Here is a 24941-nt window from a genome sequence, read left to right as displayed (position 1 = left end):
AGCGATGAAAGAAAACCTAGCAGGAGCGACCTGGCGCCTGGCGATCTTCGTGGTCGTCTGTGCACTGGGCACCTTCGGCCTGCTGGTCGTGTTCGCGCAACTGCGATTTGGCGACGAGCAGCTCTTCAAGGCCGAGTTCACTGATGTGGGCGGGCTGGAAGAAGGTGACTTCGTGCGGATCGCGGGCGTAGAGGTCGGCAAGGTCAGCAAGATCTCCATCGAACCGAACGCACTCGTGCTAGTGGAGTTCTCGACAGCCAAGTCCGTTGTGCTGACTGATGGCACCATTGCCGCGATCCGCTGGGCCGACGTGATAGGCGGACGGTACCTTGCCCTCGAGGAGGGTGCCGGGGGTGTGAAGCGGTTGGCGCCAGGGCAGACCATCGCCACTGGGCAGACCCGGCCCGCGCTCGACCTGGATGCGCTGATCGGCGGGTTCAGACCGTTGTTCAGGGCGCTGAACCCCGACCAGGTCAACGCTCTGAGCAGTCAGCTGATCGCAGCGTTTCAGGGCGAGGGCACAACGGTGAACTCGTTTCTCGCTCATACGGCAGACGCCACCGCCACACTGGCAGACCGCGGTCAGCTGATCGGTGAGGTGATCACCAACCTGAATACGGTGCTGGGGTCACTTGCACAGCGCAGCGACCAGTTCGGCAAGGCGATCGACTCGCTCGCGCAGCTGATTCAGCTGCTCGCTGAGCGTAAGAGCGACATCAGCAGCGCGGTTGCACACACCAACGCCGCTGCGGCGGCAGTCGCAGATCTCCTAGGGGCTGCTCGACCGCCGATTCATAAGGTCGTCACCAACCTCGACCGCACGGCCGGCAACGTGGTGGCCGATCACCAATACGTCGATGATCTGCTCAAGACCCTGCCAGATTCGTACCGCATGCTTCGACGTCAGGGGCTGTACGGCGGGTTCTTCAGCTTCTACTTGTGCGAAATTCTGGTCAAGCTCAACGGCAAGGGAGGTCAACCGGTGTTCGTAAAACTGGCTGGTCAGACCTCGGGACGGTGCGCTCCTCGATGAAACCTTTCGCTGAACGCAACCCTGTGGTCACCGGTGGAATCGGCATCGCACTGACCGTGGGCCTCATCATCGCTGCCCTGCAGTACGACAAGCTGCCCTTCTTCGACCAGGGCAGGCAGTACTCGGCGTACTTCGCCGAGGCCGGGGGCCTGCGGCAGGGCGAGGCTGTGCAGGTATCGGGACTGAAGGCGGGCAAGGTTTCTGCCATCGAACTCGACGGACCCCGCGTGAGGGTCACTTTCACGGTGGACAAGAATATTCGCCTGGGCGAGCGGACCGAGGCGGCGATCAAGACCAAGAGTCTGCTCGGCGCCAAGATCCTGACCCTCACGTCGAGGGGTGACGGCCGACTGTCCGAGCCGATCCCGCTGGACCGCACCACGCCGGCCTACGAACTGCCCGACGCTCTCGGTGACCTGGCCACCACGGTCAGCGGCTTGGACACAGACCAGGTGTCGAAGTCACTGGCCACGCTGGCCCAGACGTTCTCCGATACCCCACCAGATCTCAAGCTCGCCATCGACGGGGTGGCCCGGTTCTCCCAAACCCTCAATGATCGCGACACCCAACTACGCGGCCTGCTGGCTAACGCCAATAAGGCGACCACGGTGCTCGCCGAGCGCACCGACCAGATAGTGGGCCTGATCGCCAACACCGACACACTGCTAGCCGAGTTACGAACGCAGAGCGCTGCCCTCGATCAGCTCTCCGCCAACATTTCGGCGGCCGCCGGACAGCTTTCGGGGTTCATCGCGGAGAACCGGCAATCGCTGCGGCCGGCCCTGGATAAGCTCAACGGTGTTCTCACGATCATCGACAATCGGAAAAAACAAGTGCAGCAAGCACTGAAAGAGCTCCCGGGCTATCTGCTGAGCTTGGGTGAGTGCCTTGCTTCGGGCCCGTTCTTCATGGCCTACATCGTCAACCTACTACCCGGGCAGTTCGTGCAACCATTCATTGACGCCGCTTTCTCCGATCTCGGTCTCGACCCAAACGTGTTGCCGCCCAGCAAGTTGAGCGACCCACAGACCGGGCAACGCGCCACCCCGCCGCTGCCGCTCCCGTACCCCCGCACCGGTCAGGGCGGCGAGCCACACTTGACGCTCCCTGATTCGATCACCGGAAATCCGGGCGATCACCGGTATCCGTACCGGGAGCCCTTGCCGGCGCCGCCGCCGGGCGGGCCGCCACCAGGACCTCCGAATGAGTCGACGCCCGGCCCGGTGTGGACGCCGCCCGCGCCGAAGACGGTCGTCAGCCAAGCTCCGGCAGAGGAGCCGGCACCGTGACCCGCAAGAGCCGAGCCATCCTCGCAGTCGGGCTGTTGCTCATCCTGGTCGCCGCCGTCGCTGTTGTCGTCCGTCCGTTATGGGGTGTGGCGAATCGGACGCATATGGTTGCCTACTTCGACAACAGCAACGGCATCTTCGTCGGGGACGAGGTGCGCATCCTCGGCGTCCCGGTAGGCGAGATCGACCGGATCGAACCTCAGCCGCAGCGCGCGAAGATCTCGTTCTGGATCAACGGCACGTACAAAGTTCCCGCTGACGCGAAGGCGGTGATTCTTGCCCCACGCCTAGTCACCGCGCGTGCGATCCAGTTGACGCCTGTTTACACCAGCGGACCCGCGATGAGTGACGGTGCCGTAATCCCCCAGAACCGCACCGCCGTGCCGGTGGAGTGGGACGAACTGCGCGACCAGCTCGAGAAGCTGACAAAGGCCCTACAACCCACCCAACCCGGTGGAGTCAGCACGCTAGGTGCATTCGTCAACACGGCTGCGGCCAATCTCCGTGGTCAGGGGGCCAAAATCCGCGAGACAGTCATCAAAATCTCGCAAGCCTTCGCCATACTCGGAGACCACAGCAACGACATCTTTTCGACCGTCAAGAACCTAAATGCGCTTGTGTCCGCTCTGCAATCGAGCAGCGATTTGTTGGCCCAGTTGAATGTAAACCTCGCCGCGGTAACCGCCACGCTGGCTAACGACCCTGATGAGGTGGGGCGCGCCGTCCAGAATCTCAACACCGCTGCTCGCGATGTCACGGATTTCGTTGCCGACAACCGGGAGGCCATCGGCACCACCTCTGACAAGCTCGCATCAGTGTCCCAGACCCTGGTCGACTCCCTCGGCGACATCAAAGAACTCCTGCACACTGCGCCGAATACGATCCAGAATCTCAACAACATCTACCAGCCCGCGCAGGGGACTCTCTCGGGCGCCCTGGCGATCAACAATTTCGCTAATCCGATCCAGTTCCTCTGCTCGGCCGTTGAGGCCGCCTCACGTGAGAACGGGGAGCAGTCGGCGAAGCTGTGCGCGCAGTATCTGGCGCCGATCTTGAAGAACCGGCAGTACAACTTCCCGCCGATCGGAGAGAACCTCTTCGACGGAACAACGGCCCGCCCCAACGAAGTGACGTATAGCGAGGACTGGATGCGACCCGACTATGTGCCACCGCGGCCCGCTCCGGCGCCGGAGGCAGCGCCCCCGGTAGGCCCGCTGCCCGCCGAAGTTCCGCTGCCGCCCGGTCAGGAGTCTTTGCCTTCATCCGCTCCCACGGCTGTGCCCACTAACCCGGCCGCCGGTCTGCCCGGCCTGATGTTGCCGCCGGGGGGAGGATTGTGACGGCGATGCGTCTACCCGCGATCCTGCTGGCTCTTGCGCTGGCGGCTGTGCTATCGAGCTGCGGCTGGCAGGGCCTGAATTCGCTGCCGATGCCGGGCACCGAGGGGGGCGGACTCGGCTCGTACGTAGTTCAGGCAGAGCTCGCGGACGTGACGACGATTCAGCCGAACTCCCGTGTTCGGGTCGGCGATGTCAACGTAGGCACTGTCACGAAGGTCGAGCTGCAGGGCTGGCACGCCCTGATCACGATGCGACTCAATGGTGACGTGACCCTGCCCGCGAATGCGATGGCCACCATCGGGCAGACGAGTCTGCTGGGCTCGACGCACGTCGAGCTGGCCGCGCCGACAGATGCCGCCCCGCAGGGCCGGATGCACAACGGATCGCTGATCCCGCTTTCGTCGAGCGCGACCTACCCCACCACCGAGCAGACGCTGGCGGCCGTTTCGTTGTTGCTCAACGGCGGCGGCATCGGCAGAATTGAAGAGATCACCCAGGCGTTCAGCACGGCCTTCGCCGGCCGCGAGAAGGACCTGCGCAGCCTGGTCGAGCAACTCGACCGGTTCGCGACGCAGGTAAACGCCCAGAAGAACGATATCGTCACGGCCACTGAGAGCCTCAACCGCCTCACCGGCCAGTTCGCCGAGCAGAAGCCGGTCATGGACCGCGCCCTCGTGACGATCCCCGATGCGCTGGCGGTGCTCAACGAACAGCGCCCGAATCTTGCCGACGCACTCGATGCGTTTGGCAAATTCAGCGCAGTGACCACCGACACCGTCAATAACACCAAAGAGAATTTGGTCAAAGAACTCAACGACATCGGCCCGGTGTTGGAGTCCCTGGCCAACGCCGGCTCCGCACTGACGCGATCATTCAGCTTCTTCCTCGCCCCCCCGTGGGCCAAGGAAACGCTCCAGAAGTGGTGGCGAGGTGATTTCGCCAACTTGACGGCGGTTATCGACCTCACTCTCAGCCGCCTCGATTCATCGCTGTTCACCGGCACCCGGTTCGAGTGCCAGCTAACCCAACTCGAGCTGCAGTGGGGCCGCACCATCGGCCAGAAGCCAAGCCCGTGCACTGCTGCCAATCCGCTGGTAGCGCCCTACCGAACCGACCAGGGGCCGTGACATGCGACTGAACAGACGTGTCAAGCTTCAGCTTGCAATCTTCATGGTGGTGGCCCTGGTCGCCGGTGCTGTCATGATCTTCGGATTCGTCCGGCTGCCGGCAACACTGTTTGGTGTAGGCGAGTACACGGTGACCGTTGAACTGCCGCGCGCGGGTGGCATCTATGGCGGTGCCAACGTCTCGTACCGCGGTACGGAAGTGGGCCGCGTTACCGCGGTGCATCTCACAGACAAGGGTGTTGCGGCGGTCTTGTCGCTTCGATCCGACGTCGCGATCCCCTCGGATCTCGACGCGGACGTGCACAGCGTGTCGGCGGTCGGAGAGCAGTTTATCGCGCTGTCTCCACGCAACGGCACCTCACCGCCCCTGAAGAACGGCGACACCGTCGTCCTAGACCGCAGCACCGTCCCGCCCGACATCAATGAGCTTGTCGATGCCACCAACCGGGGCCTGCAGGCTATTCCGCGCGACAACCTCAAGACCGTCGTCGATGAGTCCTACACTGCTGTTGGAGGCTTGGGACCGGAGATTTCACGGATCGTGCGCGGTTCCACCGCACTCGCCATCGACGCCAACGCCCAGCTGGATTCGCTCACCTCGTTGATCGACCAGGCCCAGCCAGTTTTAGATTCCCAAGCTGGCACCGCCGACGCAATTCAGGCATGGTCCGCGCACTTGGCCGAGATAACCGCTCAGTTGCGGAACCGTGACGGGGACGTCGCCGGGTTGTTGACAACGGGTCCTTCGGCCACCGACCAAGCTCGCCAGTTATTCAAGCGGGTGCGGCCGACCGTGCCGATCTTGTTGGCGAATCTGGTGGGCTTGGGGAAGGTGGCGGTGCTCTACCAAGCCGATATCGAACAGCTCTTAGTCACTGTGCCGATGACTGTCCAGAACTTTTACTCTGTCACCGTCGCCAACCACAACACCAAACAGGCGTACCGGGGTGCTACCCTGGACTTCAATCTCAACATCAACCTACCGCCGCCCTGCACAACCGGTTATTTGCCTGCGCAGCAGCGACGCTCGCCCGCACTTGAGGACTACCCGGACCCGCCGCGAGGCGCGTTGTACTGTCGTATTCCGCAGGACTCACCAATGGCGGTCCGCGGCGCGCGCAACATCCCGTGCGAGACGAAGCCCGGTAAGCGAGCTCCGACCGCGTGGATGTGCGAGAGCGACGAGCAGTATGTGCCGCTCAACGATGGGAACAACTGGAAGGGCGACCCGAACGCCACCCTGACCGGCCAGGGCATTCCGCAGTTCCCTGCAGGCGCACCGCCGGTGCCTGACGCGCCGCCATCGACACCGCCGCCGCTGTCGGTTGTCGAATACGACCCTGGCACGGGAAACTTCACCGGTCCTGACGGTAAGGTCTACTCGGCAATCAGCGTCAGCCAGACTGTGAAGCCGGCGAACGACTGGAAGGCGATGCTGTTGCCGCCACAGAGCAGGTGACAGCAGAGGGCCCGCTGGCCGCGAATCGCGGAGAACCGGACTGCCCAGAACCGGCGGATCAGGGTGTGGTTGGCCACTTGCCGGTGAACTCGGCGAAAAGCACGCTGGTCCTCTGCAGCTGATGCCCACGATGATGTGTCCATGGCCAGCGCACCCTGATGGGCTGGCGACCGCGCGGGAGCTGGTTGTAGCCTTCCGGGGTGATGGGACCACTGGTTTGCCATTCGCATGGGTTGTTCCGATTTCAGGCCGTGTGTTGGTGGTGACCGATGCGAGGGTTGCCGGTCAATCCCGACGAAGTCGGAGGGACCGGCTTTGACTTTCCGGGTTTCTGGCGTTGCCAGTAGGACTCGCCTTCCACGACGAGTTCGTAGGCTGCTGATTGCAGGTGTCAACGACGGACGGATGTCGTCCGTTACGCAATTCCCCGGCCTGCCGTCACGGAATTCCTCCAGGGTGTCGGCGGCAACTGAATACCGATCAGAGCGCGGCAACTGAATTTTGACCAGCTTCCTGGAGACCCTTGGCTTGGGCGAGCCAGGGAGGAAGCGGGTGTTGAGCGTGGAGGACTGGGCAGAGATCCGGCGGTTGCGCCGGTCGGAGCAGTTGTCGATTTCAGAGGTCGCGCGTGTGATGGGTGTGTCGCGCAATACCGTCAAGGCCGCATTGGCCAGTGACCAGCCGCCGAAGTATCAGCGGGTGCCGGCAGGGTCCGTGGCCGATGAGGCCGAGCCGCGGATCCGGGAGCTGCTCGCGGCGTATCCGAGAATGCCGGCGACGGTGATCGCGCAGCGGATCGGTTGGCAGTACTCGATCCGCACGCTCAGTGAGCGAGTGCGTGAGCTGCGGCCGTTGTACGTGCCGCCGGATCCGGCGTCGCGCACGACCTACCAGGCTGGGGATATCGCCCAGTGCGACTTGTGGTTTCCCGATGTACAGGTGCCCGTCGGTTGCGGCCAATCGCGCACAGCCACGGCGCTGCCGGTGATGACGATGGTGTGCGGATACTCGCGGTGGGCGTCGGCTTGGTTGATTCCCACCCGCACCGCCGAAGATCTGTATGCCGTTTGGTGGCAGCATGTTTCGACTCTGGGTGCGGTGCCGCGTGTGTTCGTGTGGGACGGCGAGGGTGCCGTCGGGCGGTGGCGGGCCCGGGCGCCGGAACTGACTGCGTCGTGTCAGGCATTTCGTGGGACGGTGGCCGCCAAGGTAGTGATCTGCAAGCCCGGTGACCCTGAAGCCAAGGGTTTGGTCGAACGCTTCCATGACTGACTACCTGGAGCGGGCGTTTCTGCCCGGGCGGGTGTTCGTCTCACCGGCGGATTTCAACACCCAACTGACCGACTGGCTGCAGATCGCTAATCGTCGTCAGCACCGGGCGCTGGGGTGTCGACCTGCCGATCGCATCGAAGCCGATAAGGCCGCCATGCTGGCACTACCTCCGGTCGCGCCGATCACCGGATGGCGGTCCCATGCCCGCTTACCGCGCGATCACTATGTGCGCCTCGACGCTAACGACTATTCGGTGCACCCCCCTCGCGGTCGAGCGGCGCATCGAGGTCGTTGCCGACTTGGCGCACGTTCGGGTGTGGTCTGATGGCGCTTCACCGTCGGTCGAGCACGTACTCACGGAAGCGTTGTCGGAGTTCGGCCTTCATTACCTTGGCCATCGCATTCTTCGGCAGCTCGTCCACGACAACAACGTGGCGTGGGCACTTGTAATCGGCGAGGTGCTGCCGGCAGAACTGGTTGACCCTTTCGGCGCTGAGATCAGCTTCGCCACCGAACCCGGGCTGGGGCACAACGACCGCAAGAACATCCTCCCCCAGGTCGGGATGTGGCACCGCAATGACGGCGGCTTCCAGGACTTCGGGCATCTCAAGCAGCACGCGCTCGACCTCGATGGCGAAGATGTTGTAGCCGCCGCGTAAGACCATGTCCTTCTTGCGGTCGGTCAGATAGACGTAGCCGTCCTCAGCGACATAACCGACGTCACCGGTGTGCAGCACGTTGCCGCGCCAGAGCTCAGTGGTGGTCTGCTCACCCTTGTAGTAGCTGCGCCGCGGGGTTTCCGACTTGAAGCAGATCTCGCCCACCTCACCCTGCGGGAGCGGGTTGCCATCATCGTCGACCACAACGACCTCGCAACCCAGAGGTCGGCCGACGGAACCCGGCCGGGCAAGTATGTCTTGCGGGTCGGGGCCGAGCATGCAGGCCGCGCCAGCACCTGCCTCAGTGAGGCTATAGCCGTTCAGCATCTTCACCGTCGGCCAGATCTCCAACATCTTGCGCACCGTGTCAGGTTGAATCGGTGCCGCTCCGAAGAAGACGAACTGAAGCGAGCTGTAGTCGTGATCCTTCACCTTGGGGTGCTTCATAGCCAAGTTCAGCATGGTCGGCACCCCCATGATCGACGTCGCTCGGTGTTTTTCGATCGAAGCGAGCAACTGTTCCGGATCGAAGCGGGGCAACACGATCTGCGTGATGCCTGCACGAACGCTGAGGAGCATCAGCCCGTGGCAGCCCGTAAAGCCAAACAGGGGAACGGCGTGCAGCAAGCTGTCGCCGAATAGCGCGCCAAGAAGCGCACTGAGATTCGCCTGTCCGGGGTCATCTGCGAGATTGCCCTCGGGCACCAACACGCCCTTCGGCATCCCCGTCGTACCGGATGTGTAGAGGAGGTCTGCCGGGTCATCGGCCCCGGGGGGAGGGTCGAGGGCAGGCACGTCCGTCGACCCCTCACCCGTCACGTCGCCGAGGGACTGCAGGCCGTCCAGCGCTTCGCCGCCCGTCACGAAGAAGTGTTGGAGCTTGAAGCGCCCCGGACGACCGCCGATCTCGACCTCTCGCCCTGCGGCGAGTGGAACTAGGACGTCACGGTGGACGGGTCCGCTGATCACCGCCACGGCGTCGCTGTGCTCGAGCACATACAGTTTCTCCGGCGCCGCCCACCTGGTATTGAGCGGCACCGGCACGGCACCCAGTTTGTGAATTCCCCAGTACACGGCGTTGAAATGCATGGCCTGGTCGTTCGCGAGAAGCATGGCCACTTTCTGACCACGGCTAACACCGACGGCGTGCAATCGGTGGGCGACCCGACTGCTGGCGAGATCGAGACCTCGGAAGGTCAATTCGCCGTCATCGGCGATGACAGCGGGCTTGTCCGGTTGGTGCTCTGCGGCCCGGCTCAGCAAATCGATCACTGCCATGAGGTAGCCCCTTCTCGTCGTGCGTTCATCGTCAGCCGAGCGCCTTCATTACGAAGCCGATCTCGTCATTAGCCTGCGTCGGAGTGATGTAGCCGTCTCGGTCGCAGATCGCCTCGAGGTTGTCGTGGACTGCTTCGATATCGAGCGTCGGAGTTGCGAACCCCTTCGTCACACCGATGAATATCTCCGCCACACGCCCGCCCCCAACGGAGAAGATCCTCGACGTGAGATCACACGACTCATGGCATAGATAAGCCACAACCGGCGCGACAAGTGCAGGATCGAGCTTCTCGGCGACCGGCCCGAGAAGCTCCTCGGTCATCCGCGTGCGCGCCATCGGTGCGATCGCGTTGACCTTGATGTTGTACTTCGCGCCCTCCTGTGCCAGCACACGCGTGAAGCCGACGATGCCCATTTTCGCGGCCCCGTAGTTTGCCTGACCGAAATTGCCGAAGATACCGGCGGCCGACGAGGTGTTGACGATCCTCCCGTAGCCTTGATCACGCATTCTCTTGAACGCGGGTTGCGTCACCCATATGGTGCCGTAGAGGTGGACGTCTATCACCGGGTCGAGCAACTCGGGCGTCAGATGATGGAATGACTTGTCTCGCAAGATGCCGGCGTTGTTGACGAGAATATCGACTCGCCCGAAGGCGTCGATCGCAGTCTGTACGATTGCCACCCCGCCTTCCTGGGTCGCCACGCTGTGACCGTCTGCGACCGCGACACCGCCGGCCGCTTCGATCTCCTCCACGACGGCCTCCGCGGGGGTCAAGTCGGCACCCTCACCGGCGACGCTGCCGCCGACATCGTTCACGACGATGCGCGCGCCGCGTGATGCCAGCAACATCGCATGCTCCTTACCGACGCCGTTTCCAGCCCCGGTGACGATGGCGACCTTCCCGTCGTAGCTAAACCCATCCATGCCAATTCCTTTCATTCCGTTGCCCCGCGGGGCGGCTTCTCTAACGTCGTCGAACAACGACGGCACCACCATGCGAGTGGTCTCGATCCGACCGAACGCCCGTATACCCTCGCGGCTACCTGAGCTATCGAACGCGAGCCACAATCCAGTGGGAACCGCGCTGAGCGGATTGCCGCAACGGCTCCATCTGCGCTCCCGTCCTCGCTGCGGAGCCCGCGATTTCAGTCGCAAACATGGTGTGGCCCTCCAACTCGACGGTCTGCACTACCGAGCCGCCGGCTACGCGGTGGACTGCAGAATGTGGATTACGCAGACCGCGCCAGCACCCATCATGTGAGCGAGCCCGGTGCGGGCTCGCTCGACCTGCAGCGGTCCCGCCTCGGCCCGTAGCTGTCGCGTCACATCCCAGATCTGAGCCAGGCCGGTCGGGCCACCGGGGTGGCCGCGACCGATTAGCCCGCCGTCGGTCGAGAACGGGATCCGACCACCCAAACTCGTCGCACCCTCGGCGACGAGTTTGTCCCCCTCCCCTGCCTCACACACACCCAGAAGCTCGTAGTACATCAGTTCCTCGATCGGAAACGCGTCGTGCACGTGGGCGAGGTCAAGGTCGGCCGGCCCCAAACCGGCCTCCTCATAGGCGGCCGCAGCCGTGGTCCGGGTGAGTTCACCCGGACCGACGACCGCGCCCATGAAGATGTGGCCGTCGACGTACTGCTCGGACTGCTGCTGACTGGCGACCACCCGAATCAGGGGACGCGAACCGGCCAGTCGCTCTGCCACCTCTCGGGTTGCGACGATGGCGGCCGCAGCTCCTGAGCCAGCGGCGCAGGCCATCTTCGAGGTGTGTGGGTAGGAGATCATGCGTGAAGCGAGAATCTCTTCCACGGTGACCTCATGATCAGCCCGCCGCTGCGCAAATGGATTGAGGCGAGCGTGATTCCAGTTCTTTGCGGCGATGGCGGCATAGGTCTCGACCGTCGTACCCACGTCGTACATCCGCCGCGTCGCCCACATGGCGAAGAACGCGGCCGGAAGAATCACTTGGCCAATACCCGGCTTGTCGCCCCCGATAGCCGGCGCAGCTCGGTTGAGGTCGTCGAAACCCAGCGCCATCGCAACATCGACGCTACCCCCCGCCACCACCTGGACCGCCTCGTGGAAGGCGCACGATCCGGTCGCCGAAGCATTCTCCACGTGGGAGATGGGGACGCCGGTGAGACCGAGATCCTTGGCAAGTGTGACACCAGTGAGCAGACCGGCGCTGATGTACCCGTTGTACAGATATCCCACGGCGTCGAAGCCGATACCCGCATCGTCGAGCGCGTTCACCGCCGCCTCAAAACCCAGGTCAGCGGCATCGGCGTCTGGCTGGCCGAACGGCACCATCCCGACGCCTATCACATAAACATCGCGAGCCATCACCGGGATGCCTCCTGTCCCGCAGGGCCGAACCGGAACGAACACAACTCGGTGCCATCGGCTTCGGTGACAAGGGGATACACCTCGAGTTGCATGGGCATCCCGATCTCCCAGTCACCCATTCCGCCCCGCAGGATGGACTGCACACGGACGCCTTCAGGCAGTTCTATCTGGCCGACACCGTGGCCGTCACCGGTGGAGCTGAAACGCGTTTTCCCCATCCACGCCGACTCTACGAAGGTCCAGGCGTACAGCTCACCGGTTGGCGACAGCAGGACATCCTCCACAGCCCCTGCCGTCAGCGGACAGCGGCGCCGACGTGGAAAGAAGTACTTGTCTGCGGTTTGGCTGTAGGAACCAATCAACCGCGGCTGTTCGCGGCCGTCGGGCATCGTGAAGTAACCGTCTTCGAATGGTCGACGCATCGTGTGGGGTCTCCGGTCGTGTGGGATTGAGGTTGGACAATTCATTTGTCTCATTTGTCGTGGCGAATGCTGGACGACCCCTCGCCTTGCGGCGTTCCGAAGGATCGATCGCCTTAACTATTGCTTCGCGTGCAGTGGCTATACATTGGAATCGCGTTGTTTGGTCATCCCTGAGTGTGTTGGCGTGGTCAGTAAGTGCGCCGAAGACGGTTGCCACTCGAGGGAGGACCGATGAGGCACGGCAGAAGCGGCGAAAATCAGCAATTCCGCACCGGATCAGCTACAGCGGGCTTCGACGCCGAAGGTGAGATTGCCGTTGCCACAACACCTTTGAAGTCACGGCGGTGTCTTATGTTGTTGTCCCTGCGCCATGGGGAAGGGTACCCGCGCTCGTTTCTCCGTAAGCTCCCCGGCCGGGCCGAACGTCGAATATTCGGTCCGCGGTACATCCGACAGCGATCGACTCACCTCCCCACTCTCAAAGTCATCTCCGCAGCGCCCAGGTTGAGCCGAAGTTATTGCTCGTTAACATACTATCAAAATAGTTCCGTGAAGGCATAGTGCGAGGTTGCCCCCGGATGGTGGACACGGGGTCAGGCGGCTTGTGCCGTCTGATGATGGCGGTGCTCGAAGTCGACTGGGCTGATCATGCCGATCTTGGAGTGCCTTCGTCGGCGGTTTTAGATCCGTTCGATCCAGTCGCCGACTGCGAGCCTGGCAGCGTGCTTGGTGGGCCAGGTGTATCGGTGGTAGAATTCCAATTTCACTGTGCTCCAGAAGGATTCAGCCTGGGCATTGTCCCAGGGTGTACTGATTGGGCTCAACCGGTGGACGCAACACTCAAGGTCAGGAGGGTGTTGGTGGGACGTCCATCAGATTGGATGCGCGAGGTTACCGGGCGAGCACCGATGAGGTCGCCGGGAGCACCGAGTCATCCACGGTCCAAGGAACGAGAGTTTTGGGACCAGATCGCCACAGGCCAGCTCCCCCGGGAAGCAGCTGACGCTGTCGGCGTGGAAGATGACCTGTGCGGGCAACGCCCCACGCAGCGCCACTGCCATCGAGAGTGCGGACTCCACCAGATCGGTGCGCATGTGGCCCTCGACTGCCCAATCCAGGACCCGCCGCGAGCACCCGTCCTCGAACCGCGCACAGGTACAGCCAGGCCGCGCCGGTGGGCAAGTACGTGATGTCCGAGGTCCAGACCTTGTTGAGCTCACCGCGGTCGAATCGACGGTTGACCAGGTCTTTGGGGCGGTGTGCGTCGAGGTCGACCACGGTGGTCACCGAGGTGAACTTCCGCGGGCTGATCCCGGCCAGGCGTTGGCGGCGCATCGAGGCCGCCACCGTCTTGCAGAAGATCACCTCCCCGTCTTCACGCAGATCGGCCAGGATGTGCGGTGCGCCGTACACCTGATCGGAGGCGTCGTGGAAACCCTTGACCTTGACGTCGATCGCCTCACGGCGCTGCTGGTCCGGCGTGGGCCCCGCCGCACGGGCTGTGCGCCACTTGTAGAAGCCCGACCGGGACACCTCCAACAGTCCAGTCATCCGCACGATCGTGAAGTTGGCCTTCTCCGCTTCGATGATCCGGTACATTTCTACCGGTTCTGTTCGGAGGCGAAGAAGGCTGCGGCTTTTTCAAAAGCGCACGGTCCAAACGCAATTCGGCGTTCTCCGTGCGCAACCGTTCTCACTCTTTGCGTTCATCATCGTCGAGCACCTCGGGATTACCGGATGCCGACGCCGATGTTGTCCACGGGGGTGGGGTCGGCCGGGTGGCGTTTCTGCGCATTGGCGACAGACGTTATCCGTGACTAACATCACGACGCGAATCCGCGGCTTCCGAATGGTCTGCTTGATAGCCTGCCCCAATGAGTACTCCGATGGGGCCCGATGACGACGAGCCGCTGTTCAGCCTCGAGTTCGGGAAGCTCCTTTGCGCGGGCTGCCGTGCGATGAACCGTTGTCGATTCGGCATGCGTTTGCACCGCGTCGCCGAGTGCGACGCGGTTGAAGGTACGGCGTGGTTCGCGCCAGACCACGAGGGAGCCGGGGGCGTCGTGCATGGCGGGTCAGTGATGGGCGCACTGGATGAGGCATGCGGCGCGGTGCCGATCGCTGCGGCGGTTTTGGCGGTTACCGCCGAAATGGAGGTCAAGTTCCGGCGCCCGGTTCCCCTGGAGCGTGAACTGCGTATCCACGCCTGGCCAGAATCGCGCGATGAACGCGGCCACTGGATTGTTCGTGCCGAGATTCTACTGCCCGAGACAGACACGTTGCTGTGCCACGCGCGGGCACGCTTCGTCGAACGGGACCCCGTCGAGCACTATGGTCGATTCCGGCGGTGGCTCAATGGTGAGCCCGGCCCATCTGGCGGCGAGCAGGCTGTCGTTCCTGTCACGAATCCCATGTGAACGCACCTCATGGTGCGGGAAGCTGTCGGACATGGCGCGGCGGTCGCGGGAAAGCACGTCGCCCAGCGAGATCTGCCATTCGTACCCGGATCGCAGTTCACTGCCGTCCACTACGGCGAGCGCATCGCCGTAGTCGCTGAGGTACCCTAGTGGTGTGTCACACAAATAGCTAGCTATATGTTCGGTATTCTCGATGAATGAGTGGATCCCCTGCGGCGGCGTTGTCGATGACGCCGGGCGAGCGCGAGACATTGGAGAGGCTGCAGAGGTCGCGGACGGCGCCGCATCAGCAGGTGCTGCGTGCGAGAGTGCTGTTGATGGCCGCTGATGGCGAACCCAACATCCGGATTGCCGAGGACGTCGGAGTGACGCCGGTGACGGTGCGGGCCTGGCGTCAGCGTTTCGGTGAGGACGGGCTTGCCGGGTTGGACAAGATCCGTGCGGGTCGGGGCCGCAAGCCCTCGATTTCTGAGGAGACGATCGCCGAGATCGTGCGGTTGACCACCACGACGACTCCAGAAGGTGCCACGCATTGGTCGTGTCGCACGATGGCCAAGAAGGTGGGAGTCAGTTCGGCGACGGTGCAACGTATTTGGTCGGATCTGGGATTGGCACCGCATCGGGTGGACACCTTCAAGGTGTCCACCGATCCGAAGTTCGAGGACAAATTGATCGACGTGGTCGGTCTGTATTTGAGCCCCCCAGACAGGGCGATCGTGTTGTGCATGGATGCGAAGTCCCAGATCCAGGCCTTGGACCGCACTCAGGCGTCGCTGCCGATGGTGACCGGCCGGGCGGGCACCATGACCCATGACTACAAGCGCAACGGCACCACCACCTTGTTCGCCGCCCTGGATGTGCTCACCGGCTCGGTGATCGGTCAATGCCTGCCCCGGCATCGCAGCACCGAGTTCCTCAAGTTCCTCAACACCATCGACCGCGAAGTCCCCAACGGCCTGCAGGTCCATTTGATCCTGGACAACTACAGCACCCACAAACACGCCGAAGTCGAGCGTTGGCTCAACCGGCACAAGCGTTTTCATCTGCACTTCGCGCCGACCTCGTCGTCGTGGCTCAACCAGGTCGAGCGTTGGTTTCGCGATCTGACGGATAAGAACCTGCGCCGCGGGATCTTCGCCAGCGTGCCCGATCTGATCGCCAGCATCGAGGCATACCTCAACGCCCACAACGCCGATCCCAAACCCTACGTGTGGACAGCCACCGCCGAATCCATCTGAACCGTCCTGGGTCTGGTGGAGTCCGTGATCGCACCAGGAGGATGTTGTCGTGGCTGCACAGAGGAAGTTCGACCCAGAGACACGCGAGCGGGCGGTACGGATGTATCAGGACCGGATCACGCAGGGTGGTGATTCCAAGCGGGGGGCTCGTCGGTACGTCGGGGAGATTCTCGGGATCAACGAGGCTACATTGCGCAACTGGGTCGAAGATCGCTATGGCACCGGCACGTCGACACCGGCAGGTAACGACCAGGACTCGGGGCTGAGCTCATCGCGTTGCGCAGGGAGAACGCTGAATTACGCAGGGCCAATGAGATTTTGAAGACAGCGACAGCGTTTTTCGCGGCGGCGGAGGTCGACCGCCGACTTCGGTGATCGTCGACTACATCGACGCTCACCGCGACCAGTTCGGGGTCGACCCGATCGTCGCCGTGCTCGCCGAGCACGGCCTGCCGATCGCCCCGTCTACGTACTACGCGGCCAAAGCCCGCGGCCCGGTCAGCGACGCCACCTGGGCCGAAGCACATGCCGCCAACACCGTGCACCGGCTCTATGTGGCCAACCGGCGGCTCTACGGGGTCCGCAAGATGTGGCATGCGATGAAACATGCTGGCCACGAGATAGGTCGGGACCAGGTGGCCCGGTTGATGCGGATCTGCGGCATCACCGGCGTCGTGCGCGGCAAGCGGTGCACCATCACCACCACCGCAGACCCAGTGGCTGCGCGGCACCCCGATCTGATCGACCGTCAGTGGGGTGCACCGACCCGGCCCGATCAATGGTGGGTCGCTGACTTCACCTACGTGTGGACCCTGCAGGGATTCGTCTATACCGCCTTCTGTGTCGATGTGTACTCGCGGCGAATTCTGGGATGGCGGGTCATGTCGACCAAGGCCACCCCGTTAGTGACCAGCGTCCTAGAACAAGCCTTGTTCACCCGCAGGAGGACTGATTTCCACTTCACCACAACGGGTTTGGTGCATCACTCCGATGCCGGAAGCCCAATACACCTCGCTGGCGTTCACCGACGCTTTGGTGGAGTCGGGTATCGCCGGCTCCATCGGTTCGGTCGGCGATGCCCTCGACAACGCGTTGATGGAATCAGGGATCGGGCTGTACAAGACCGAACTGATCGGGCGGGACGAATCGTGGACCGGGCGGGCCGAGGTCGAACGGGAAACGGCCACCTGGGTGCATTGGTACAACACCACCCGGCTGCACTCCTCGCTGGACTATCTCTCACCGACCGACTACGAGAACCGCTACCGTGACACCGTCACCGCCATACCCGAGGTGGCCTAACCAAAGGTCTCCATCCAGACCAGGACGGTTCAGATGGATTCGGTGCGGGACTTGGCCAACCCCGGTCCGGTGAGAGTGGCCGCGGCGCGGGTGAGGTTGAACGCCATGACGGCCAGCACCAGCCAGGCGGCGTTGGCGTTGAGGCGTGCCGAGGGCAGATGAGCCAGCGCGGAGTCTTTGAGGTCGGCGTGGACCTGCTCGATGATGGCGTGGCCGCGGTGGATCTTGTCGGCGGTGACGGTATCGGCGTCGGTGGTGGTGAAAAACGCGTGGAAGCGCCACACGTCAAACAGGGTGGCCTGCCCGTTGTCGCTGGTCCGGTTGAGGTCGGGGATACGGCGCACCACCAGCCGGCCCGCGACCTGCTCGGCGGCGGTGCGGGAGCTAAACGCGGTGAACCCGATCTCGGCGACCTCGGCCCGGGAGATCCACCGCTGGGTGGTTTCGTCGTAGACGGCGTCGGTGTATTCGATCGCAGTCCAGGCGTCCTCGCCGATCTCGGCGATAGCGGCCTTGACTTTGGGGTCCAGGCGCACGGTGACCGACACATCGGCACCGCCGCGCAGCGCCGCGGCCACGCTGGGATAACCGTAGAACGCCGAATCCATCCGCACCAGCGGCTTGCCCGTGGCCTGCGGTGAGCGCAGCCGTGTGACGGTGGCCAGGGTGTCGCCGATGATCCGGGCCGCCCCACGCGCCGACCCGCACGCACCTTTGCGCAGGCGTTGGCCGGCGATCACCGGTGCGCCCTGTTCGGTGGTGACGGTGGCGATCAACGCATTCAATCCCCGCACGCCCGAGTAACCGTAACCGGATCCTTGCTTGCCGTAGCCATGCACTTCGACGATGGTGTCGTCGAGATCGACCAGGACCGGGCCGTCGATCCCGGCCAGCAGCGGCGCGTGGGCGGGCAGTCGCCCCAGCAGTCGGGTGGCCACGGCGTCGAGTTGACGGACTTGGCCGAAGGTGAATTCCCGCAGAAACGACCCCAACGTCGAGGGCGCATACGGGCGGTCGAAGACGGTGCGCATCGCGCCATGCCGTAACAGGGCCATGTCATCGATGCTGTCGGCCCCGGCGACCATCCCCGCAACCAGGGCGCTCACCTTCGCCCCGGCATTGGCGCCCTTGTCGGTCGGCACGCTCAGATGCTCATCAGCCAGCGCAGCCAACCCGCATCTGTGGGCCAGGGCGGCCATCGGGACCAGCCCGGCGCACGACACCAGATTCGGGTCATCGAAGACCGCCGCCGCCACGGGCCGGATGTGAGACAGTTGCATCTACGAGATGCCCCTTCGTAGTGGTCGAATTTGATCCTAGAGAAATCTCATTCTTCCACCACGACAGGGCATTTCGGCGTTACAACCCACCTCAGGCCGCTATCCAATCGGTGTATCCAGGCTAAGGGGTCTTGAGGGTTCGGTTGACTCCTGATATCTGAGGATTGTGGGGTTCTCGGTAGAAGGGTGCCGATCATGGCGAAGGCGTATCGGGAGGAGTTCCGGGACGATGTGGAAGCGGAATTACTGCCTCGATCGGAATGAACCACTGTCGCAACGGGATTGCGAGGAATAATGGCCATATGGAGCCGCGTTGACCGCCAACTGCGACTTCATCGGGAATCGATCGAGTAACGGAATATACGATTAGAAAACACGCCGTTTACCGCACAGGCGTAGCTTGTCCGTGGTCGTAACGTGTTATGTGATATCGCTGAGTCACAACTGATTTGGCCGATCGGCGATGAACACACGGTGCACGAGATCGTCATGAACGGGCGGCCCACTTTTGTCGGCACGGCTGGCTTCTCACCAAACATGCGGAAATTCTGTCGCGTGAGCGCAGCCGCCAAAAGCGCCGCAGCCTTTCTCGGCCAGACCGTCAGGGATGAAGCGGTACACGAACCCGGGATCATCAAGATGGACATCAGGGCAGCGTTGGTCAGGGGGACTGCCCCGAGTTCAGTTGACTCGCGGGGTGTGAATTTTCAGGCCGCAGTTGCGACTGGTGTGTGGAGCAGTTCGAACTCTATCGGCGTGAGTCTGCCGAGTGCGCGTTGTCGGCGTCGGCGGTGGTAGGTCCGCTCGATCCACGACACGATCGCCAGGCGTAATTCGGTGCGAGTGGCCCAGCATTTCCGGTCGGGCACGTTGCGTTGCAGCAGGGCGAAGAACGACTCCATCGCGGCATTGTCACCGCATGCACCGACACGGCCCATCGATCCGTGTAATCCGTTGTGCGACAGCGCTTGAACAAATCTCCGGGACCGGAATTGATTCGATTCAGGGGTCTAGTGCAACAGCTCCTATCTGGGGAGTTGTTGCATGCGTCCTGGCCCTCTGCCTTCGGTAGTGCGCCTGTTCTGGTCTCATGTCAGTTCTGAGCTGTCGATCGATGCGGCTGCGGTCGCTGCCGGCGTGTCGCCGGGCACTGGATGGCAGTGGTTTGTCAACGCTGGCGGGGTGAAACCCAAGATCGATTCGGCGCCAAGGAAGTACACTCGGCTGACTTTCGCCGAGCGTGAGCAGATCGGGCTGGCGGTCGCGGCGCAGGAACCGATCCGTTGCATCGCCAAGCGACTAGGACGGGCGCCCTCGACGATCAGCCGGGAGATCAAACGCAACAGCTCTGATGGCCGCAACAAGTACCGGCCGCAGTTCCGTTTCGGTGCCCCGTGGCGGGGCGGACCGTTGCGACGCCCGCACTATTTCCCCAGCGCCGCCCAGGGCCGCGCCCAGCACAAGGCCCGGCGACCGCATCCGCGCAAGCTGGCTACCAGCGCTCGTCTGCATACCCAGGTGCAGACTTGGCTCAAAGATTTCCTCAGCCCCGAGCAGATCGCCCGGCAGCTGGTGGTTGAGTTTCCCGACGATCTGGAGATGCGGGTGTCCCACGAGACGATCTACCAGTCGATCTACGTGCAGGGCAAAGGCAATCTGCGTCGGGAACTGCACACCTGCCTGCGCACTGGGCGAGCGTTGCGTCACCCACGCCGCCGGGCCGGGGAACGCCGCGGACGCATCCCCGGAATTATCAACATCAGTGAGCGTCCCGCCGAGGCCCTCGACCGGGCTGTGGCCGGGCACTGGGAAGGCGACCTGATCCTGGGCAGCACCGAATCAGGGTCAGCGATCGGGACGCTGGTCGAGCGGTCCACGCGGTACGCGGTGCTGCTGCATCTGCCCGAGAACCACACCGCTGAGGCGGTACAGAACGCCATCGTGGCCAAGATGCCCCGGCTGCCGGCGATGCTGCGTCAAACCTTGACTTGGGATCAGGGCAAGGAGATGGCCAACCACGCCCAGATCACCGAAGCGATCGATCTGGACATTTACTTCTGCGACCCGCACTCGCCTTGGCAGCGCGGCACCAACGAAAACACCAACGGTCTTCTGCGCCAGTGGTTCCCCAAGGGCAGCGATCTATCGATATTTCCTGAGGACTATCTGGACCACGTCGCCGCCAAACTCAACAACCGGCCACGCAAACCCCTGGACTGGAAAACACCCGCCCAACGCCTCGACGAACTACTGTCCGACCCGTCCGATCCACCCGCTGTTGCACTAGGACCTTGAATCCACCACGATTTTCGTGCCGGAAACCGGGCCGATCGGATGTGTCCTTCGCCGCCGTGGGCTTCGCGAGCGGACACTTCCCGTTGTAGGCACGCGGCCAGGTATTCTTCGTGGCTCCAGTTCTCCGCGCGAGCCCGCTCGGCGAGCCTTTCGGTGGCATCGCGCAACGTCGGTGCCTTCAATGCCCTTGTCAGGTAGGCGATTTCAGCGCGGACATCACGGCCGGCTGGGCTGGTTTTCGCGGTCGCCATCAGGCCACCCCGCCATCGAGGTCCACACCGAACGCGGTGTCGTAATCGGTCAGCGATCGGGTCACGACTTGCGGTTCAGCCACGGCGTGTTTGGCTGCTATTCGCCTGCGCCGCAGTACTTTCGCCGCCTCAACGTGCGCCGGGTCCGACAGGGTCTGATGCGTTGCCCAGATACGTTCATGCTCGGCGACCAGTTCCCCGTCGCAGAACGCGTGGACTCGATCCAGATCCGCCCGCACCAGCACCCGCCGTCCGACGGCCCCGGGATGCACCGAGTAATCATTGCCGTCCAGACGCACATAGTGATCGCGCGGCAGGCGCAACGAGGCACACCAGCCTGTCGCCGGCGATACCGGCGGCAGCGCCAGCATCGCGGCCCGATCGGCGGCGATCCTGTCGGTCGGAGTACACCCCAACGCGAGGCGGGGCCGGGTGTTGACAATGGCCAACCAGTCGGCCAGCTGAGAGTTGAAATCCGCCGGCGAGGCGAACGTGCGACCGGGCAGAAACGAGCGCTCCAAATAGTCGTGAGAGCGTTCAATGAGCCCTTTGGCTTCCGGGTCAGCCGGCCGGCACACGATCACCTTGGCGGCCAGCACCCCACGAAACGCCTGACATTCCTGGGTCAACTCCACGTGTCCGGCCCGCCAGCGCCCGATCGCTCCTTCACCGTCCCAGACCAGTGCCCGTGGCACCTCGCCCAGACCCGCGATCAGTTGCCACCACCCGGCGAACAGATCCTCGCTGCGGCGACTGGGAATCAATACCGCCGACAACCAGCGCGAGTAGGCGCAGATCATCGTCAACACCGGCAACAACGCCGGTTTGCGGATCTGACCGAACCCGACCGGCACCGCCACCGGCGGAAACCACAGATCGCACTGGGCGATCTCCCCAGCGGCGTACGCCGTGCGTGAGGCCGGATCCGGAGGCAGATACACCGGCCGCAATTCGGCCACCCTCGCCGACAACGTCCGAATCGAGCGGGACCACCCAATCCGCTCGGCAATCACCGTCGCCGGCATCGTCGGATAGGCCGCCAACAACTCCCGAATCCGCGGCTCGACCTCGTCAACAATCGAACCACGTTGTGGTCGTTCATATTTCGGCGGCACATCCTGCGCCAACGCGGACTTAACGGTGTTCTTCGATATGCCCAACACCCGGGCGATCACCTTGATCGGCATCTGCTCTGCCCGATGTAACCGCCGAATCTCTGCCCAATCTTCCACTGACAACATTCCCTTCTGATCCTTCTGGCTCGGGTAAAGCCAGGTCACCGGACCAGAGGGTCAAAATTCAGTTGCCGCGCGGGGGTCAGTTTTCAAGCGCCGCTGACACGCGGGCCTTGATCGCCCGCCGATAGCGGGCGTTCAAGGACTCGATGGCATTGGTGCTGCAGATGACCCGGCGGATCTCCACGTCGTAGTCCAGGAACGGAATGAACTCCGCCCAAGCGTTGTCCCACAACCGGATCACCGCCGGATACCGCTGGCCCCATTTCTCGGCCAGATCGTCGAACGCCGTCCGGGCCGCGGCAGCGTTGACCGCCGTGTAGATCGGTCTGATGTCCCGCTTGATCTCATCCCAATACTTGCGGGAGGTGAGCCGAAACGTGTTGCGGATCAGATGAATAATGCATGTCTGCACGATCGCCTGCGGCCACGTTGCTGACCACCTCGGACAACCCTTTCAGCCCGTCGCATACCACGAAGAAGACGTCTTTGACGCCGCGGTTGCGCAGATCGGTCAGCACACTCATCCAAAACTTCGCGCCCTCACCACCGGTGCCAGCCCACAGCCCGAGGATGTCGCGCTCGCCGGCCAGTGTGACCCCTATCGCGGCGTAGAACGGCCGGTTGGCCACCTGGCCGTCGCGGACCTTCACCACGATGGCATCGATGAAGATCGCGGCGTAGGTTTCATCCAACGGACGCACCGCCCAGTCGTTCATATCCTCGATCACCTTGTCGGTGATCCGGCTGATCGTCTCCTTGGATACCTTCTCCTTGGATACCGAGGCGCCGTAGATCTCGGCGAAATGCGCCGAAATCTCCACGGTAGCCAGGCCTTTGGCATACAGCGACAACACAACCTCATCAACACCGGCGAGTCGGCGTTGGCGCTTTTTGACGATCTGCGGCTCAAACGTCGACTCCCGGTCCCGCGGCACATCGATCTCGACGGTGCCGGTGGTGTCGGTCAACACCGCCTTGGCGCGGCTCCCGTTGCGGATGTTGCCCGTGCCCGCGCCGGGCGGGTCATGTTTCTCGTAGCCCAGGTGCTCGGTCATTTCCTCATTGAGTGCGATCTCAAGCACCGTTTTGGTCAGCTGTTTGAGCAGTCCGTCTGGACCTGTCAGCGACAGCCCCTGTTCCCCCGGGCCAGCCGCACCAACTCGACCGCAGCCCGCTGCTCAGCAGAAGGCTCGACTTTTTCTTCACCACATCCAGTGGCGTCATCACGGCACCTTCCCCGCCGAGCCGCGCTCAGCGTGTCAGGCCGGAAACACCGATAAATCCACAGTCCCACCCAAAGTGCTGACCTGAGAGGTTGGGAACACAGATGGCTGGTGGCTGACCGCCGCGTGCGGTGTGGTCGCGGGCTCGATGCAAGTCTCTGCAAGGTTGGTAGAGGTGATGGGCAGGACAGCGCCTGGGGCAACATCGGATCTCTTTGGTGGTGCGCCCTTCGGCGCGACACCGTTTCGACGTAGGCCCGTGTGTCTGAGATGAAGCGTCTCACCGACGCTGCTCGGCTGTGAGAGATCACGCATTTTGCCCGAGGACGTGACAACAATTCAGAATCGACCTCGGTCTGACACAAGTGACCCTGGCGGGAGTGAAGCCGAGAAAGTCGAGCTTCTCGACCGTTCGGCGACGCCCTGGACTGCCCATCTGACGTGATTGGGCTTCTCGTCGGGCGTTACCGCTCCGGCCGATAGCCGGCCGCTGATTGGCGCAGCTCCCAGATCTGGGCTGGGCAAAGAATATCGACTGCGTTACTTACAAGGTAGTTCACCGATTCCTCGTCATTGGGTGTGATCGCATTCCGCACGTCGGCGACGACCACACTGTAAGTATCGCCTCGTTGCACAGCATCACAAATTGTGCGTCCATATCCAACCGCATCGTTGTTCGGGAACTGATAGTGGCGTCGAAACGCAACGTTGTACGTGAACTCGATCTCCGGTGCCGGTTTAGCGGCAGCCGGCTGAGCAAACGCCAAAAACGCTAGGGCCGCAAGGACTGCCGCGCCGATCGATCTCTGCACCGTTCCGGTCACCACCGCATCGCCCTTTCACTCGTGATCCTGACTTAGTAGCCTTCGTGACCCGTCCAATTTTCCGGACGTGGCCGCTGCAATGCAGCTTAGCTGGACACTCGTCCTGTAGTGTTGGGGCGCCAGGCTACCTTCGGGTTCGTCGCGGATGTCTCTTCTGCGCGATGCCGCCCACCCCGAATGACGTCAGTTTGGCATGTTCAGCGAATGCGAAACCCAGACGGGTGCCGTGATCAACGTTGAAATCGGGATATATCTCTTTAAACCATCTTAAGGGGACCTGTGCGTCGGGTCCGACCAACATCGACTCGTTGACGTGCTCTCGAACCATGATGTCACGGAGAGCGTCCACCGCCTCACGCCCGAGCGCGTCGCTGTCGAGCATCTGAAGGAAAGCCAGCGCTGGCATGCCCGCGTCTTCGAGCTCCACAGCCCACCCCCTTGTGAGCTAAATCCACACTTCTCTGACTGCTTCGAACATAGCGATACCGATTGCTCACGGCAACAATTGGAAGGTGGATACGCGAGTAAAGGACGGGCAGTTATGGCAGTCGTAACCTTTGTCTCTCAGGCTAAGTCCCCTGGGGTGGTGGGAATTCGGGGACGGGGCTGAGGTGGGCGGAGATGTTCAGGCCGTGTCGGTGCCG

The 24941-nt window shown here is 63.0% G+C and carries 16 protein-coding genes, 7 pseudogenes and 1 other annotated feature; of the genes and pseudogenes, 10 read left to right on the top strand and 13 right to left on the bottom strand.

The window, feature by feature from the left end; genetic code table 11:
* Positions 1 to 4: 4 nt before the first annotated feature.
* The 6 genes and pseudogenes from AC3WTE_RS00115 to istA (AC3WTE_RS00090) form a co-directional block, all read left to right on the top strand.
* The gene (locus tag AC3WTE_RS00115) at positions 5 to 1033 is read left to right on the top strand and encodes an MCE family protein (RefSeq protein WP_492434692.1); all 1029 of its coding nucleotides are present in this window, start codon (positions 5 to 7) and stop codon (positions 1031 to 1033) included.
* Positions 1030 to 2322, top strand: coding sequence for an MCE family protein (locus AC3WTE_RS00110; protein ID WP_492434690.1), 1293 nt, complete (start codon positions 1030 to 1032; stop codon positions 2320 to 2322). Before AC3WTE_RS00115 ends, AC3WTE_RS00110 begins: the two co-directional genes overlap by 4 nt.
* A complete protein-coding gene (locus tag AC3WTE_RS00105) occupies positions 2319 to 3662 on the top strand; it encodes an MCE family protein (protein WP_492434688.1) in 1344 nt (447 codons plus the stop codon). Before AC3WTE_RS00110 ends, AC3WTE_RS00105 begins: the two co-directional genes overlap by 4 nt.
* Before the next feature lie 5 nt (positions 3663 to 3667).
* Positions 3668 to 4789: a virulence factor Mce family protein gene (locus tag AC3WTE_RS00100; RefSeq protein WP_492434686.1), complete on the top strand. Its 1122-nt coding sequence runs from the start codon at positions 3668 to 3670 to the stop codon at positions 4787 to 4789.
* Position 4790: 1 nt separating this feature from the next.
* Complete coding sequence (locus AC3WTE_RS00095) at positions 4791 to 6248, top strand: MCE family protein (protein ID WP_492434684.1); 1458 nt, start codon at positions 4791 to 4793, stop codon at positions 6246 to 6248.
* Between the two features lie 552 nt (positions 6249 to 6800).
* Positions 6801 to 7849: pseudogene (istA, locus tag AC3WTE_RS00090) on the top strand (IS21 family transposase); the annotation flags it as partial.
* A 3-nt stretch (positions 7850 to 7852) separates the two neighbouring features.
* Here the strand turns inward: istA (AC3WTE_RS00090) and AC3WTE_RS00085 are convergent.
* The 6 genes from AC3WTE_RS00085 to AC3WTE_RS00060 all read right to left on the bottom strand — a co-directional run bounded on the left by AC3WTE_RS00085 (position 7853) and on the right by AC3WTE_RS00060 (position 13780).
* A complete protein-coding gene (locus AC3WTE_RS00085; protein WP_492434682.1) occupies positions 7853 to 9457 on the bottom strand; it encodes a class I adenylate-forming enzyme family protein in 1605 nt (534 codons plus the stop codon).
* A 31-nt stretch (positions 9458 to 9488) separates the two neighbouring features.
* The gene (locus tag AC3WTE_RS00080; protein ID WP_492435433.1) at positions 9489 to 10382 is read right to left on the bottom strand and encodes an SDR family oxidoreductase; all 894 of its coding nucleotides are present in this window, start codon (positions 10380 to 10382) and stop codon (positions 9489 to 9491) included.
* 279 nt (positions 10383 to 10661) lie between these two features.
* Positions 10662 to 11804, bottom strand: coding sequence for a thiolase family protein (locus AC3WTE_RS00075; protein WP_492434680.1), 1143 nt, complete (start codon positions 11802 to 11804; stop codon positions 10662 to 10664).
* The gene (locus AC3WTE_RS00070; RefSeq protein ID WP_492434678.1) at positions 11804 to 12229 is read right to left on the bottom strand and encodes a Zn-ribbon domain-containing OB-fold protein; all 426 of its coding nucleotides are present in this window, start codon (positions 12227 to 12229) and stop codon (positions 11804 to 11806) included. The genes AC3WTE_RS00075 and AC3WTE_RS00070 overlap by 1 nt, the downstream gene beginning before the upstream one ends.
* Before the next feature lie 680 nt (positions 12230 to 12909).
* Positions 12910 to 13053, bottom strand: coding sequence for an integrase core domain-containing protein (locus AC3WTE_RS00065; RefSeq protein WP_492434676.1), 144 nt, complete (start codon positions 13051 to 13053; stop codon positions 12910 to 12912).
* Positions 13054 to 13120: 67 nt separating this feature from the next.
* A complete protein-coding gene (locus AC3WTE_RS00060) occupies positions 13121 to 13780 on the bottom strand; it encodes an IS3 family transposase (RefSeq protein ID WP_492434675.1) in 660 nt (219 codons plus the stop codon).
* Between the two features lie 335 nt (positions 13781 to 14115).
* On the opposite strand from AC3WTE_RS00060, the gene AC3WTE_RS00055 reads away from it, so the two are divergent.
* The 3 genes and pseudogenes from AC3WTE_RS00055 (at position 14116) to AC3WTE_RS00045 (ending at position 17186) form a co-directional block, all read left to right on the top strand.
* A complete protein-coding gene (locus AC3WTE_RS00055; protein WP_492434673.1) occupies positions 14116 to 14646 on the top strand; it encodes a PaaI family thioesterase in 531 nt (176 codons plus the stop codon).
* 197 nt (positions 14647 to 14843) lie between these two features.
* Positions 14844 to 15884, top strand: coding sequence for an IS630 family transposase (locus tag AC3WTE_RS00050; RefSeq protein ID WP_492434671.1), 1041 nt, complete (start codon positions 14844 to 14846; stop codon positions 15882 to 15884).
* A 49-nt stretch (positions 15885 to 15933) separates the two neighbouring features.
* Positions 15934 to 17186 (top strand): annotated as a pseudogene (locus AC3WTE_RS00045) (IS3 family transposase).
* Positions 16217 to 16348: a sequence feature (AL1L pseudoknot), on the top strand. Its footprint overlaps the pseudogene before it by 132 nt.
* 32 nt (positions 17187 to 17218) lie before the next feature.
* Here AC3WTE_RS00045 and AC3WTE_RS00040 read toward each other — a convergent pair.
* Positions 17219 to 18466: pseudogene (locus AC3WTE_RS00040) on the bottom strand (IS1380 family transposase); the annotation flags it as partial.
* 707 nt (positions 18467 to 19173) lie between these two features.
* A pseudogene (locus AC3WTE_RS00035) lies at positions 19174 to 19464 on the bottom strand (integrase core domain-containing protein); the annotation flags it as partial.
* Between the two features lie 46 nt (positions 19465 to 19510).
* Here AC3WTE_RS00035 and AC3WTE_RS00030 point away from each other — a divergent pair.
* Positions 19511 to 20761: an IS30 family transposase gene (locus AC3WTE_RS00030; RefSeq protein ID WP_492434669.1), complete on the top strand. Its 1251-nt coding sequence runs from the start codon at positions 19511 to 19513 to the stop codon at positions 20759 to 20761.
* Between the two features lie 8 nt (positions 20762 to 20769).
* Here the strand turns inward: AC3WTE_RS00030 and AC3WTE_RS00025 are convergent.
* The 5 genes and pseudogenes from AC3WTE_RS00025 to AC3WTE_RS00005 form a co-directional block, all read right to left on the bottom strand.
* Positions 20770 to 21012, bottom strand: a pseudogene (locus tag AC3WTE_RS00025) (IS21-like element ISAau2 family helper ATPase IstB); the annotation flags it as partial.
* Positions 21012 to 22253: an IS21 family transposase gene (istA, locus tag AC3WTE_RS00020; protein WP_492434667.1), complete on the bottom strand. Its 1242-nt coding sequence runs from the start codon at positions 22251 to 22253 to the stop codon at positions 21012 to 21014. The gene istA (AC3WTE_RS00020) and the pseudogene AC3WTE_RS00025, both read right to left, overlap by 1 nt.
* 100 nt (positions 22254 to 22353) lie before the next feature.
* Positions 22354 to 23409 (bottom strand): annotated as a pseudogene (locus tag AC3WTE_RS00015) (IS256 family transposase); the annotation flags it as partial.
* A 528-nt stretch (positions 23410 to 23937) separates the two neighbouring features.
* Positions 23938 to 24297 carry a DUF732 domain-containing protein gene (locus AC3WTE_RS00010; RefSeq protein WP_492434665.1) on the bottom strand — a complete coding sequence of 120 codons (360 nt, stop codon included), beginning with the start codon at positions 24295 to 24297 and terminating at the stop codon, positions 23938 to 23940.
* A gap of 172 nt (positions 24298 to 24469) precedes the next feature.
* Positions 24470 to 24724: pseudogene (locus AC3WTE_RS00005) on the bottom strand (AraC family transcriptional regulator); the annotation flags it as partial.
* Between the last annotated feature and the right edge of the window lie 217 nt (positions 24725 to 24941).

Source organism: Mycobacterium sp. FW102-FHT13B02 (genome assembly GCF_058790275.1).
The sequence above is the reverse complement of the archived record's forward strand: the minus strand, read 5'-3'. Positions and strand labels throughout refer to the sequence as shown.

Coding starts and splice junctions, on each gene's coding strand:
- istA (WP_492434667.1), bottom strand. CDS start 22,253: ATGTTGTCAGTGGAAGATTGGGCAGAGATTCGGCGGTTACATCGGGCA.
- AC3WTE_RS00115 (WP_492434692.1), top strand. CDS start 5: ATGAAAGAAAACCTAGCAGGAGCGACCTGGCGCCTGGCGATCTTCGTG.
- AC3WTE_RS00050 (WP_492434671.1), top strand. CDS start 14,844: ATGAGTGGATCCCCTGCGGCGGCGTTGTCGATGACGCCGGGCGAGCGC.
- AC3WTE_RS00030 (WP_492434669.1), top strand. CDS start 19,511: ATGCGTCCTGGCCCTCTGCCTTCGGTAGTGCGCCTGTTCTGGTCTCAT.
- AC3WTE_RS00110 (WP_492434690.1), top strand. CDS start 1,030: ATGAAACCTTTCGCTGAACGCAACCCTGTGGTCACCGGTGGAATCGGC.
- AC3WTE_RS00095 (WP_492434684.1), top strand. CDS start 4,791: ATGCGACTGAACAGACGTGTCAAGCTTCAGCTTGCAATCTTCATGGTG.
- AC3WTE_RS00100 (WP_492434686.1), top strand. CDS start 3,668: ATGCGTCTACCCGCGATCCTGCTGGCTCTTGCGCTGGCGGCTGTGCTA.
- AC3WTE_RS00085 (WP_492434682.1), bottom strand. CDS start 9,457: ATGGCAGTGATCGATTTGCTGAGCCGGGCCGCAGAGCACCAACCGGAC.
- AC3WTE_RS00075 (WP_492434680.1), bottom strand. CDS start 11,804: ATGGCTCGCGATGTTTATGTGATAGGCGTCGGGATGGTGCCGTTCGGC.
- AC3WTE_RS00070 (WP_492434678.1), bottom strand. CDS start 12,229: ATGCGTCGACCATTCGAAGACGGTTACTTCACGATGCCCGACGGCCGC.
- AC3WTE_RS00055 (WP_492434673.1), top strand. CDS start 14,116: ATGGGGCCCGATGACGACGAGCCGCTGTTCAGCCTCGAGTTCGGGAAG.
- AC3WTE_RS00080 (WP_492435433.1), bottom strand. CDS start 10,382: ATGGATGGGTTTAGCTACGACGGGAAGGTCGCCATCGTCACCGGGGCT.
- AC3WTE_RS00060 (WP_492434675.1), bottom strand. CDS start 13,780: ATGACTGGACTGTTGGAGGTGTCCCGGTCGGGCTTCTACAAGTGGCGC.